Annotated in this window: 11 protein-coding genes and 1 pseudogene; 6 read left to right on the top strand and 6 right to left on the bottom strand. The window is 72.2% G+C overall.

What is annotated here, in order from left to right; genetic code table 11:
• Positions 1-30 precede the first annotated feature (30 nt).
• The gene (locus ACFZBB_RS27985; RefSeq protein WP_391127845.1) at positions 31-654 is read right to left on the bottom strand and encodes an FAD-dependent oxidoreductase; all 624 of its coding nucleotides are present in this window, start codon (positions 652-654) and stop codon (positions 31-33) included.
• 168 nt (positions 655-822) lie between these two features.
• Complete coding sequence (locus ACFZBB_RS27980) at positions 823-1,695, bottom strand: universal stress protein (protein ID WP_391127842.1); 873 nt, start codon at positions 1,693-1,695, stop codon at positions 823-825.
• Between the two features lie 127 nt (positions 1,696-1,822).
• On the opposite strand from ACFZBB_RS27980, the pseudogene ACFZBB_RS27975 reads away from it, so the two are divergent.
• From ACFZBB_RS27975 to ACFZBB_RS27965, 3 genes and pseudogenes are all read left to right on the top strand, one after another.
• A pseudogene (locus ACFZBB_RS27975) lies at positions 1,823-2,507 on the top strand (D-alanyl-D-alanine carboxypeptidase family protein); the annotation flags it as partial.
• 211 nt (positions 2,508-2,718) lie between these two features.
• The gene (locus ACFZBB_RS27970; protein ID WP_391127839.1) at positions 2,719-3,135 is read left to right on the top strand and encodes an ATP-binding protein; all 417 of its coding nucleotides are present in this window, start codon (positions 2,719-2,721) and stop codon (positions 3,133-3,135) included.
• Positions 3,136-3,450: 315 nt separating this feature from the next.
• Positions 3,451-4,440 carry an LAETG motif-containing sortase-dependent surface protein gene (locus tag ACFZBB_RS27965; RefSeq protein ID WP_391127836.1) on the top strand — a complete coding sequence of 330 codons (990 nt, stop codon included), beginning with the start codon at positions 3,451-3,453 and terminating at the stop codon, positions 4,438-4,440.
• A gap of 98 nt (positions 4,441-4,538) precedes the next feature.
• On the opposite strand, the gene ACFZBB_RS27960 is transcribed toward ACFZBB_RS27965, so the two are convergent.
• From ACFZBB_RS27960 to ACFZBB_RS27950, 3 genes are read right to left on the bottom strand one after another with little or no spacing between them, the layout of a single operon-like run.
• Positions 4,539-4,889 carry a UBP-type zinc finger domain-containing protein gene (locus tag ACFZBB_RS27960; protein ID WP_391127832.1) on the bottom strand — a complete coding sequence of 117 codons (351 nt, stop codon included), beginning with the start codon at positions 4,887-4,889 and terminating at the stop codon, positions 4,539-4,541.
• The gene (locus ACFZBB_RS27955) at positions 4,886-6,406 is read right to left on the bottom strand and encodes an ATP-binding protein (RefSeq protein WP_391127829.1); all 1,521 of its coding nucleotides are present in this window, start codon (positions 6,404-6,406) and stop codon (positions 4,886-4,888) included. The genes ACFZBB_RS27960 and ACFZBB_RS27955 overlap by 4 nt, the downstream gene beginning before the upstream one ends.
• Positions 6,403-8,085 carry an FAD-dependent oxidoreductase gene (locus ACFZBB_RS27950; protein ID WP_391127826.1) on the bottom strand — a complete coding sequence of 561 codons (1,683 nt, stop codon included), beginning with the start codon at positions 8,083-8,085 and terminating at the stop codon, positions 6,403-6,405. Before ACFZBB_RS27950 ends, ACFZBB_RS27955 begins: the two co-directional genes overlap by 4 nt.
• A 345-nt stretch (positions 8,086-8,430) precedes the next feature.
• Here ACFZBB_RS27950 and ACFZBB_RS27945 point away from each other — a divergent pair, with 345 nt between their 5' ends.
• Together ACFZBB_RS27945 and ACFZBB_RS27940 are read left to right on the top strand one after the other, a co-directional pair.
• Entirely contained in the window at positions 8,431-9,237 is an 807-nt protein-coding gene (locus ACFZBB_RS27945) for a VOC family protein (RefSeq protein ID WP_391128056.1), read from the top strand.
• A 102-nt stretch (positions 9,238-9,339) separates the two neighbouring features.
• Positions 9,340-9,594, top strand: a complete 255-nt coding sequence (locus ACFZBB_RS27940) for a hypothetical protein (protein ID WP_391127824.1) — start codon at positions 9,340-9,342, stop codon at positions 9,592-9,594.
• A 143-nt stretch (positions 9,595-9,737) separates the two neighbouring features.
• On the opposite strand, the gene ACFZBB_RS27935 is transcribed toward ACFZBB_RS27940, so the two are convergent.
• Positions 9,738-10,598 carry a GH25 family lysozyme gene (locus tag ACFZBB_RS27935; RefSeq protein WP_391127821.1) on the bottom strand — a complete coding sequence of 287 codons (861 nt, stop codon included), beginning with the start codon at positions 10,596-10,598 and terminating at the stop codon, positions 9,738-9,740.
• Positions 10,599-10,962: 364 nt separating this feature from the next.
• Here ACFZBB_RS27935 and ACFZBB_RS27930 point away from each other — a divergent pair, with 364 nt between their 5' ends.
• Positions 10,963-11,496 carry a TerD family protein gene (locus tag ACFZBB_RS27930; protein WP_391052165.1) on the top strand — a complete coding sequence of 178 codons (534 nt, stop codon included), beginning with the start codon at positions 10,963-10,965 and terminating at the stop codon, positions 11,494-11,496.
• Positions 11,497-11,707 lie beyond the last annotated feature (211 nt).

Below are 11,707 nucleotides of genomic sequence, written 5' to 3'. Positions count from 1 at the left end.
GTGCCGCGGCGAGAATCGGCGTACGAGCGGCTACGAGGGCTGTGCGGCGTCTCGCGGCTCCCGCGCGGGCACGCTCACGGACGCCTGGTCCGCCGTACGGGTGAGGAATTCCCGCACGCCCGCCACCAGGTGTTCGACCGCGACGTGCGCGCCCGCACCGGTGTCGGCGGGTGTTCCCGTCGCGGCGCCGATGGCGAACACCTCGGGAGTGGCGCGGGACTGGAGGGTGCGCGGGTCCACCCGGACGAGACCGCACGCGTCGCCGAGCCCCGCGGAGCGTACGACGTACCTGGCGCCGCCGTACAGCACACCGTCCGGCGTCGGTACGGGCCGGGCTCCGGTGGCCACCACGAGGACGTCGTAACCGATCGAGGAGCCGTCGGTGCAGCAGACCTCCCGCCGGGCCACGTCGACACTGCCGATCTCCGTGTGGCGGAAGTCGATCCCGGCGCGGAGTCGGCCGTCCTCCGGCGGCAGGAGGGTGTGCGAACCGAGGACGCCGATGGCCATGAGAAGTTCGACCTCGTGGTCACGCGTGTCGTACTTCCCGACCACGACGATCTGGAATTCGCTCTCGTCGTACCGGCGGCGCAGCCTGTTGGCCGCCAGGATTCCGGTGCTGCCGTTTCCCAGGATGACGATTCGCTTCTTCATACCCGCACTGTCCGGCAGCCCCGGCCACCTCCACCACGGGCCAACCGGCCTTCCCCCCGAGGCCGTTCGGGCACCGGCTCGACCTACGCGATCCGGTCGGCGGCCGACGGAACCGGGCGGCCCGGGGCCGCGCCGCTCGCGGGGCGCGGCGGCGAGGGGTGATTCGCCTCAGGTGTCCGCCGGGGCGTGCGGCACGATCGCCACCGGCAGCGTCACCCGGCGGAGAACGGCGTGCGCGGTCGAACCGAGATGCGCGCTGATCGGGGTGGTACGGGGCCGGCGGCCCAGGACGAGGAGCGCGGCGTGCGATGCCGCCGCCGCGAGCTGCGAGGCGGCCCCCGCGACCACGGCCTCGGTGACCACCGGAGTACGGGCGTGCTTCTCGGCCCAGGGGCCCAGGGCCGCCGCGAGCGCCTGATCGGGATCGACGGGACCGGCGCCGTCGTGGAGCGGCTCGCTCCAGCCGTGCACGACGCGCAGCCGCGCGCCGCGCCGGGCGGCTTCGGCGAAGGCGAATTCGACCGGTCGGCCGTCCGGCGCGGCCAGGTCGAGGCCGAGGACGACGTCACCGGCGTCGTCGGCTCCCGGCGGAGCGCCCGTGCCGGAAGCGGCGCTCACCAGGACCACGGGGACCGGTGCCCGGCCCGCGACGGTGAGCGCGGTCGAGCCGAGGACAAGCTCCTGCACCGCCCCCGTGCCTCGTGTGCCCAGCACCACCAGTTCGGCGCTGTCGGCGGCGGAGAGGAGCACCGGAAGCACCTGTTCGGCGATCTGGTCGACGGTGACGGACAGTTCCGGATGCCGGCGGCCGATCTCGTCCGCGGTCGGGTGGGCGGACCATGCGGGACGCGTCACGCGCTCACGGGGAGCCGTCGGCGTGACCGGTCCCGTACGGCTGTGTCCGGGCGGGACCGCCTGTACGAGACGCAGCGGGAGTCCGCGGCGCACGGCGTCGTCCGCGGCCCAGTCCGCCGCCGCGAGGCTCTCGGCCGAGCCGTCCGTCCCCGCGACGACGGCGCCCTTGACGATCGCGCGTGTCATGAATGGACCTCCTTGGCGTGTACCGGCCCCCTGCCTCCAGCATCCCCGCTTTCGGCGCTCGGCGTGAGGGACCGGCGGCCCCGTACCCGTACCGAACGGCCCGGAGCCGTGCGATTCCGGCGGGGTCGGACCGACCAGCAAGGTCATGACGGCCCGGGTGGTGCCGGCCGACAAACGCCTCGACCTGAACGCGCAGGTCACCGTCCAGAAGGCGTACCACGACTACGTGGTGGCCAAGCGCGCGTCGTCGGACGGTCTGGTCGTCGGCGACCGCCCCACCTCCGGCAGTTGCTGTACGCGATGATGCTGCCGTCCGGCTGCGACGCGGCGTACGCGCTGGCCGACACCTGCGGCAGCGGCCGGACGCGGGCCGCACGCGTGGAGTCGTTCATCGCGAAGATGAACTCCACGGCGAAGAGCATCGGTCTGAGGAACACCCACTTCGACTCGTTCGAGGGCGTCGGCAACGGATCGAATCGCTCGACTCCGCGCGAGCTGACGAGGATCGCGAGCAGCGCGATGCGGTACCCCACGTTCCGTGCCGTGGTGAAGACGAAATCGATCAGGCAGAGCGTCGCGAAGAAGAACGGCGGCCACCGCACCATGACGTGGACCAATACCGACACGCTGCTCGGGAGTTATCGCGGCGCCGCCGGCGTCAAGACCGGATCCGGGCCCGTGTCCCTGTTCCGCCTGGTCTTCGCGGCCACCCGCGGCAAGCGGACCGTCATCGGCACGGTGCTCGCCGCTCCGAGCCGGCGGGCCGCGCGGCGGACGCGCGGAAGCTGATGGACTACGCGCTGAAGAGGTAGCGGGGCGGCGGGGGGGGGGAAGCCTCCCGCCCCCGCCCGGCATGGCGTTCGCGGGCGGGGGTAGGGGACGTTCATCCCCCGCAGGGGACTCGCAGGGGATCGCGCCCGGCCGCCAATCGCCCTACCGGCATGGCGGCCGGGGGCCCCGACCGTCACCGGAGCCGGGGCTCGGTCGGCGAGCACACAACGACTCGGTGCGGGAGCGTGCGAGATGTCCGTGAAAGCAGTCGGCTGGGCCAGGTCGTTCCCTGTCTCGTACGGAGTCAGAGCCGGGCGCGAGTGGGCGCGCGAGCACCTGGACGTGCTCGGCTGGAGCACGCAGGCGCCCGACACGGCGGACTCCGTCGTCCTGACCGTCTCCGAACTCGTCACCAACGCGCATGTGCACGCGCACAGCGAGGCCCAGGTCGTCATGGTCTGGGACGGCTGCTGCCTGCACCTGAGCGTCAGCGACTCCTCCGACATGCTGCCCGCCGAGAAGGCGCCCGACGAGGAGCGCACCCACGGCCGGGGCATGGCCATCGTGGACGCGCTCGCCGACGAGTGGGAGGCCCACCCGCGCTCCGACGGAAAGACCGTCACCGCCTGCTTCCACGCGCCCGGCGGCACCTGCACGCACTCCTGGTGAAGCGCCCCGCCGCGGGTGAACTCCAGTCAACTCCTGGGAACTCCTGCGAACTCCCGTGAACGCCGCCCCATTTCGGTATCAGTGCGGCGACACATTCGCAGGGCGATAATCCGACCGCAAAGCCGCGAAAACGGCGTTTTCGCGCTGTACAGACCGTCCCCCGCACGGGCATACTCGGTCACCGGCCAACAGGCCGATCATCGTCGGCGGCGAGACTCCATCGCAGGCCATCGGGCACGAGTCTCGCGTACGGCATAGGGTCCGGCCCGCTCCGCCTGCCTCCGCTGCCCGTTCACAGTGCAGGGAGCAGATTCAGTGCAGCGTTCCATCACCAGACGAGCCATAGGCGTGGTCGGCCTCGGCTCGCTCACCGCCGCCGTCACGCTGGCGGGCGTCGGTACGGCGCAGGCGTCCGGCAACGACAAGAACAACTGCGGCCGGTCGCACATCGAGCACTCCGAGGACGGCGGAAAGACCTGGTCGGACAACGGCCGGATCAACGACCCGGCCCCGACGAAGGTCACCGTCCGGCTGACGGACAAGGTCAACAAGGGCTGCACGTACGTCGTCTCGCTCGCCTCCTACAGCGCCGAGGGCCCCACCTGGGACACCTCGGGCACGCAGGCGTTCCTCGGCTGGGACACCACCCAGCTCGACCACAAGAACACCCGGGCCACCCTGGACGTCAGCGCCTACGCGCCGTCCTGCTTCGGCCAGATCGACCTGTACGGCAACGGCATCAAGTACGACGGCGGCGAGGGCAAGGGCCACGGCAAGCTGCCGCGCTACCCGTACTCCGCGACCCCCGAGAACCTGATCACGGCGTGGAACGGCAGCGCGCCGTGCTCCACCCCGTCCCCGTCGCCCAGCGACTCGGTGACCGACTCCCCGTCCCCGTCCCCCAGCGAGACGACGGACAGCCCCGAGCCCAGCGACTCGACCACCACCTCGCCCGAGCCCTCGGACAGCGAGACGACCAGCCCGTCCCCGACGGACTCCGTCACCGACACCCCGTCGGAATCGCCGTCGGACACCCCGTCCGACACTCCGTCGACGACGCCGAGCTCCAGCGCCCCGGTCGTCGACGACACCACGTCACCGACGGCGTCGCCCACGAACTCCGCGGGCCCGGTCGGCTCGCCGGTCGTGGAACCGGCCTCCGACACCTCCAGCGGTGACCTGGCCGAGACCGGCGGCAACGGCTCGCAGACCGTGGCCTTCGCGGGCGGCGGCGCCGCCCTGCTGGTCCTCGGCGCGGGCGCGGTCTACTTCACCCGCCGCCGCAACAGCAGCGCCCACCGCTGACGGATCCGGCGTACGCGGGCCGGGAGCACGCCGTGACGACGTGCTCCCGCCCGACGTACGCCGGCCCGCGCGGTACGCCGACTCGGCGCGTCCGCCGCTCAGTTGAGGTGGGCGCGCCAGTCCGCCGGGACCCGGCCGGCCGGGCCCGGCACCGGCTGGTCGGCCGGACGGCTCTGCGGCGGGGCCAGCGTCACGTCGGTCTCGACGTACGCGTCGGTCGTGAAGTCCCAGAACCAGTCCTCGCCCGGCTCGAAGGTCCGCATGATCGGATGGCCGGTGGCCGCCGAGTGCGCGCTCGCGTGCTGCGCGGGCGACGAGTCGCAGCAGCCGATGTGCCCGCACTGGGCGCAGCGGCGCAGATGGAACCACCAGCCGCCCGCCGCGTCGCAGTCGGCGCAACCGGCCCCGCTGGGCTGGGCGGTGGGGTCGATACCTGGGGTGGTCGTCATGACGGCTCCCGCTGATTGTCGGACGGACTGTCGGAGCTGGCCTGCCGCGCCGCCTCCGGCCGGGCGTCGGACGCGGCATCAGGTGCGGCCTCCGGCTGCTCCGCCGTGAGCGGCAGGCGGACCAGGAAACGGGTGTCGCCGGGAACCGACTCCGCCTGGAGGTCGCCGTGGTGCTTGTTCACCACGATGCGCCAGGAGATGTCGAGTCCAAGCCCCGTGCCCTCGCCCACCGGCTTGGTGGTGAAGAACGGCTCGAAGATCCTTTCCCGGATCTCCGGCGCGATACCGGCTCCGGTGTCACGGAACTCGACCAGAAGCTGCTCGCGGTCCAGCGCCGTACGCACCGTCAGCGTGCCCGTCCCCTCCATCGCGGCCACCGCGTTGTCGATGAGATTGGTCCACACCTGGTTCAGCTCACCCGGATAGCCGGGGATCTTCGGCAGCGTACGGTCGAAGTCCTTGACCACCTTGATGCCCGGACCGAATTTGCCGGTCAGCATGTGCAGCGTGCTCTCCAGCAAGTCGTGCACGTCCACCACCTGGTACGGCGCCCGGTCGAGCTGCGAATACTGCCGCGCCGCGTTGACCAGGGTCGAGATCCGGGCCGTGGAGTCCTGGATCTCGTTCATCAACAGCTCGGTCTCGACCGTGTAGTTCAGCCACCGCATCGCGCTGTCGAGGGTGTCGGGCGTGACCGTGGCGGCCACCCGCTCCAGCCAGTCCGTGTCGAGCCCGGCCTGCACGAAATTCGGCGCGAGGTCCCACCCGGCCGTCACACCGTGGTCGTCGAGCCAGTCGGAGATGGCGTCCTCGCGGTCCGAGGTCTCCATCGGGGTGAGCTGCACGGCCTTCGCGGACTGCTCGACCGCCCGCTCCTGCAGCTCGATCAGTGTCGCGAGCGTGGCCCGGTCGAGCGGCCCCCCGGCGATCATGCCCAGTTTGTGCCGCATCCCGGCCACCCGCTCGCGCAGCGTGGCCGTGGCCCGCAGCGCCGCCGCGGCCGGATTGTTCAACTCGTGGGTGAGACCGGCCGACAGCGACCCCAGGGCCAGCAGCCGCTCACGCTGGCCGATGGCCTGCTTGGTGCTGCGGTTGCCGAAGAACAGCCCCTCCAGCATGTGCACGGCCATCGGGAACCACTCGCGCATCAGCTCGGCGAAGTGGTCCGCCGACAGTACGTAGAAGCGCGACGGCTCGGTGACCCGCAGCGAGCTGTTGTAGACCTGCGGCACCCGGTCGCCCAGATACGACTGGAAGGCGCCCGCGTACACCCCGCGGTCCGAGGTGCGCGAGACCTCCACGTCGTCGGCCCCCACCCGCCGGGACATCACCACCGTGCCTTCGAGCAGCACGTAGAAGCAGGTCGCGGGCTCGCCCTCCAGATAGACGGCGCCCGGCTCCTCCATCTGCACCCGGCCCTTGCGGCACAGCCAGTCCAACTGGTCGTCGGTCAGCTTCTCGAACAAGAAGAGCGAGCGCAGCTCGGCCACGTCGCACGGCAGGTACTGGACGCTCATAGCCGCTCCAGGTATCGGTGGACGAGCATGACGGCCATGGCGCCCTCGCCGACCGCGGACGCCACCCGCTTGGCGGACTCGGCGCGCGCGTCACCGGCCACGAACACCCCCGGCACGCTGGTCTCCAGGTGGTACGGGGGCCGCTCCAGCGGCCAGTCCACCGGGCGTTCGCCCGGCGGCGCCAGATCGGGACCGGCCACGACGAACCCGCGTTCGTCGCGCAGCACCACCCCGTCCAGCCAGTCCGTCAGCGGGGCGGCGCCGATGAACACGAAGAGCCAGCCCGCGTCGACCGTCTCGGTCAGGCCGGTCGCGGTGTCGCGCAGCGTGATCCGCTCCAGATGGTCCTCGCCCTCGGCGGACACGACCTCCGTGCGCGTACGCACCTTGATCGCCGGGGTGGCCCCGATCTGCTGCACCAGATAGTGCGACATGGACGAGGTCAGCGAGTCGCCCCGGACCAGGATCGTCACGGACTTGGCGCCCCTGGCCAGATAGACCGCGGCCTGCCCGGCGGAATTCGCCCCGCCGACGATGTACACGTCCTGCTCCTGGCAGCGGGCCGCCTCGGTGAGCGCGGAACCGTAGAACACACCGCGGCCCGTCAGCTCCGACACGCCGGGCGCGTCGAGCTGGCGGTAGGACACGCCGGTCGCCAGGATCACCGTGTGCGCCGAGACCGCGGAGCCGTCGGCGAAGGTCACGGTCCGCGCCGAGCCGCTGACCTCGAGCCCCGTGACCTCGCACGCGGTCAGGATCTCGGCGCCGAAGCGGGTGGCCTGCCGGTGCGCGCGGTCGGTGAGCTGCCCGCCGGAGACCCCGTCGGGGAAGCCCAGGTAGTTCTCGATCCGGGAGCTCTGCCCCGCCTGCCCGCCGGTCGCGGTGCGCTCCACCAGCACGGTCCGCAGCCCCTCGGACGCGCCGTAGACCGCGGAGCCGAGACCGGCGGGGCCGCCGCCGATGACCACCAGGTCGTAGAAGCGCGCCGAGGGCGTCGTCGCCAGACCGACACTGCTGGCCAGATCCTGGTCGGTGGGCTCCACCAGCGGCTTGCCGTCCGGGGTGATCACCACCGGCAGCCGTACCCCGTCCTCGTCCGCGGCGGCCAGCAGCTTCTGGCCCTCCGGCTCGTCCGAGGCGTACCAGTGATACGGCACCTGATTGCGCGCCAGGAATTCGCGGACCCCCGACGAACGCGCCGACCAGCGGTGGCCGATGACCTTCGTCTCCCGCACCGGACGGTGGTCCGAGGCGCGCCAGGCGTCGAGCAGCGCGTCCACCACCGGGTACAGCTTCTCCTCCGGCGGGTCCCAGGGCTTGAGCAGATAGTGGTCGAGGTCCACCACATTGATGGCGTCGATGGCCGCGCCCGTGTCGGCGTACGCCGTCAGCAGCACGCGGCGGGCGCCTGGATACACATCCATCGCCCGTTCGAGGAATTCGATGCCGTTCATCGCGGGCATCCGGTAATCCGCCAGGATCACCGCGACCGCGTCGCCGCGCAGCCGCATCTCGCGCAGCGCCTCCAGCGCCGACTCCCCGGACTCCGCCCGGACGATCCGGTGCTCCTCGCCGTAGCGCCGCCGCAGGTCGCGTGCGACCGCACGCGACACCGAGGGATCGTCGTCGACGGTCACGATCACGGTCCGTGTCGCGCCGCTGGGCTCTGTCCCCAGCATCCATGCCCCCATTCGTGCGGATCACCGGTGCCGGGCCACGGCATGGCGCCGGGGCCCGCCACTCCCATCCTAGGTACGCGGTCTGTCACCCGCAGTTCCACCGTGTTCGCCCTCGGAGGACGCGCCCGGCGGCACCTCGGCGCCCCCCGGCCGCCGCGCCGTACGCGCTCACCGTCAGGCGCCGGGCGCCACGGAGCGTGACGGTCCGACCGGCTCGACAGGAGGTCCGGGCCCATCGACGGCACACTGAGGGACGGACCAGGACGATCCGCCCCGCCGGCCCGGCGGCCCGCGGGAACGCGTCCGGCCCTCCGTCGAACCCGTCAGGTGGTGATTGCCGTGTCCATGCGCCAGAGCCCGCGCCCCGGGACGGGCGCGACATCGAGCGACGCCGTCTTCGGCGCGCCGTGCTGGGTCAGTCTGACCTCGCGCGACCTGGCCGCGACCCACCGCTTCTACGCGGCGGTCCTGGGCTGGACCTACCGCGGGACGAAGCTGGGCGGCCGGTTCAGCGTCGCGCTGGACGACGGCAGGCCGGTGGCGGGCATCGCCGAGCTGGCCTCCGCCTGGCAGGTGCCCGTCGCCTGGACGCCGTACTTCGCGGTCGAGGACGCCGACGAGACCGCGGCCAGGATCAGGGAGCGCAGCGGCACCGTGGCCGTCGGCCCGATCGCCTTCGAATCCGGCCGCGCGGCCCTGGCCGCCGACCGCAACGGCGCCGTCTTCGGCATCTGGGAGGGCCTGCTCTCCGAATCCTGGCCGCGCTGGCGCGACGAGCAGCCGGTATGGCTGCGGCTGCGCACCCCCGACCCGTTCGAGGCGGCCATCTTCTACGGCGAGGTGCTGCTGTGGGCCAGCGACCGGCCGGGCGCCTGCGAGGTGGCGTACGAGGGCGACGAGGTGGTGCTGCGCAGCGCGGGGCGGGTCGTGGCCCGGCTCGGCCGCGGCGCGGTGCAGGCCGCGCTCGACCCCGTCGAGCGCCCGCACTGGGAGGTCTTCTTCACCCTGCGCGACCTGCCCGCCGCGCTGCGGGCGGTCCGCGCCAACGGCGGCGGTGTCGTGGCGCACCACGCGGGCCCCGCGGGGGAGTCGGCGGTCGTCCGTGACCCGGACGGCGGACTGTTCACGCTGACCGCGCCGGACGTCACGTAGCCCGTTCGGGGCTGCCCGTCAGCCGTGTGCGCGCGACGAGGTGCGGGCCGGGCGGTACCGGGTCACGGTGAAGGCTCACCCACCCACACACAGGAGAGTGACATGCTTCGTCGTATCGCCATCACCGTCGCCGCCGTTTCCGCCGCCGGGCTCCTGTCGGCTGTTCCGGCCGCTGCCGCCGTCTCGCACGACGGCGGTCACTCCGGGATGGGCGGCTTCCACACCGCGGGCGGCTTCGCCGGTTTCGAGAAGACCAACCTCGGCGGCCCGTACGGGATCACCACCGTCAAGGGTGAGATCGGTGGCTTCGAGGCCGGTGGCGGCTACGCGTTCGAGGGCCACCACAGCTCCCACTGACGTCGCGGCCGTCCGCTGACGGCCCGCGTCCGCGCATGCGGCGGCCCCGCGCCCACGGTTCCTCCCTGCCGTGGGTGCGGGGCCGCCGTCGTGCGCGCTCAGGTGCCGCCCGCTCAGGTGCCGCCCGCTCAGGCGTCGGGCGCTCAGGTGTTGTTGGCGAGATTCTGCAGTCCGCTCAACGCCCCGTTGAAGTAGTCCTGGTCACCGGGGAAGACGCCGGAGTCGGCGTGCTGCCAGAAGGTGTAGAACGGCCAGCCGGCCGGCAGGGTGCCGACGCTGGAGGCGTACCGCGCGATGAACAGCGGGTCGTTGGCCGAGTAGGCGGAGGTGTTGCCCGTGCAGGTCGTCCACCAGTTGGTCGTGGTGTAGATCGTCGCCCAGCGGGTGGTCTTGGCGTGCACCTCATTGATGAACGACGTGATCCAGGTACGCATCGCGGCCTGGCTCAGCCCCCAGCAGGTGGACGACGGCCCGTACTCGATGTCCAGCATGGGCGGCAGCGTCTTGCCGTCCTTGGACCAGCCGCCGCCGTGCGCGACGAAGTAGTCGGCCTGGGCCGCGCCCGTCGAGGCGTTGGGGTTCGCGAAGTGGTAGGCGCCGCGGATGAAGCCCGCGTTGTACGAACCCGTGTAGTTCGCCGAGAAGTTGGGGTCACGGAAGGTCGTGCCCTCGGTGGCCTTCATATAGGCGAACCGGGCGCCGTTGGCGTACGCGCCCGCCCAGTTGACGGCGCCCTGGTAGTGGCTCACGTCGAAGCCGAGGGTCTGGGCGGCGTTCGGGGTCACCGCGCCGCCGCTCGACCGGCCCTCGTGGGCCGCGACGGTCGAGCCCATCCAGTCCAGTTCGGGGTGTGCGGTCGGGCTGCCGCCGCCGGAAGGGGAGGTCGCGGTGGCCGCGCCGGGAGCCGCGACGAACAGGGCGAGGAGAGCGGTCAGCGTGCCGATCGCCGCGAGCGCGCGGCGTGGCACCGACCGGCGCCGGGAGTCGTGTCCGGCGTTGTCCATGTGCGCCTCCAAGGGCGAGGGGGGTGGTTCCTTGGTGGTGTGGTCATGACAACGAGGTACGTTACGCGCGTAGAACCGAGGGGCGGAAGGGACTCCGGTGACCATCATTGGTCTATGCCAGTACGCGGGGCCGGGAGCTGCGGCGCGCCCCGGTGGTGAAAGTACGCAGGACGCCGCCGGAGGCGGTGTGGACAGCGCGCCCGGCGGTGTGGTTAATCGAGGCATGGACCCCGGCGGTCGGCGATGCGGCCACGGCCGGGGCGCGGACGACCGGGCGGCGCGGCCCGTGCATCCGGCACGTTCGCTTCCGGCACGATGGGTACGTTCTCGCACGTTGGCGCGGTTCCGAGGAGGGGGAGACCCGGTGAGCAGCAGCCTCAACAAGGGCAGCGGGAAGATCGAGGTCCAACTGCGGTGGGATCCGAGTCCGTTGGGCTCGCCCGACACCGATCTCGACCTGATCGCCGCGACGTTCGCCACGGACGACCGGCACGGCGAGCCCGCGTACCTCGTGTACTTCGACAGCCGTTCGCCCGACGGCACCATCACCTTGAACCGCGACAGCAAGACCGGCAAGGGCTTCGGCGCCGACGAGAGCATGACCATCGAACTCGACCGGCTGTCGGCCTCGTACGGCCGCGTCGTGGTGGGCGTCGCCATCCAGCAGCGCGACGGCCGGCTCACCTTCGGTCAGGCGGCGAACCCCGACATCCGGTTGCTGGAGGGATACAACGCCCTCCTGGAGTACGACTTCGCCGATGTGGCCGACGCCACGGCCGCGACCGTCGCCGAATTCACCCGCGGGGACGCGGGGGAGTGGCGGTTCCACCGGAACATCCGCGGATACGACGCCGATCCGGCCGCCTTCGGACGGCTGATGGGCGGCGGGGCCGCCTAGAGAGCGGCCGTTGCTTCCTGGCGCGCGCCCAGCGGCTGGTCCAGGACGTTCTCAGCGCGCGCCCATCCGCTGGTCCAGGACATTCCCGGGGACGAGCCCCCGAGGCCGGGGCCGGAGGCCCGTGCGGAGCGCTCCACGCCGCTCTTCCGCGACGAGCCGGGGTGCGCCGTCGGCCTGCCCGCGGATCGCGGGAGGTGTCCGCACGCCCGGA

The sequence above is a fragment of the Streptomyces sp. NPDC008139 genome (assembly GCF_042957025.1).
In the GTDB taxonomy this organism is placed as follows: Bacteria; Actinomycetota; Actinomycetes; order Streptomycetales; family Streptomycetaceae; genus Actinacidiphila.
Note: the sequence above shows the minus strand (reverse complement) of the source record. Positions and strands in the feature narration are given on the sequence as shown.

What these genes read in the sequence shown, in the direction of transcription:
- ACFZBB_RS27985 (WP_391127845.1), bottom strand. Translation starts at nt 654, where the DNA reads ATGAAGAAGCGAATCGTCATCCTGGGAAACGGCAGCACCGGAATCCTG.
- ACFZBB_RS27980 (WP_391127842.1), bottom strand. Translation starts at nt 1,695, where the DNA reads ATGACACGCGCGATCGTCAAGGGCGCCGTCGTCGCGGGGACGGACGGC.
- ACFZBB_RS27970 (WP_391127839.1), top strand. Translation starts at nt 2,719, where the DNA reads ATGTCCGTGAAAGCAGTCGGCTGGGCCAGGTCGTTCCCTGTCTCGTAC.
- ACFZBB_RS27960 (WP_391127832.1), bottom strand. Translation starts at nt 4,889, where the DNA reads ATGACGACCACCCCAGGTATCGACCCCACCGCCCAGCCCAGCGGGGCC.
- ACFZBB_RS27955 (WP_391127829.1), bottom strand. Translation starts at nt 6,406, where the DNA reads ATGAGCGTCCAGTACCTGCCGTGCGACGTGGCCGAGCTGCGCTCGCTC.
- ACFZBB_RS27950 (WP_391127826.1), bottom strand. Translation starts at nt 8,085, where the DNA reads ATGCTGGGGACAGAGCCCAGCGGCGCGACACGGACCGTGATCGTGACC.
- ACFZBB_RS27945 (WP_391128056.1), top strand. Translation starts at nt 8,431, where the DNA reads ATGCGCCAGAGCCCGCGCCCCGGGACGGGCGCGACATCGAGCGACGCC.
- ACFZBB_RS27940 (WP_391127824.1), top strand. Translation starts at nt 9,340, where the DNA reads ATGCTTCGTCGTATCGCCATCACCGTCGCCGCCGTTTCCGCCGCCGGG.
- ACFZBB_RS27935 (WP_391127821.1), bottom strand. Translation starts at nt 10,598, where the DNA reads ATGGACAACGCCGGACACGACTCCCGGCGCCGGTCGGTGCCACGCCGC.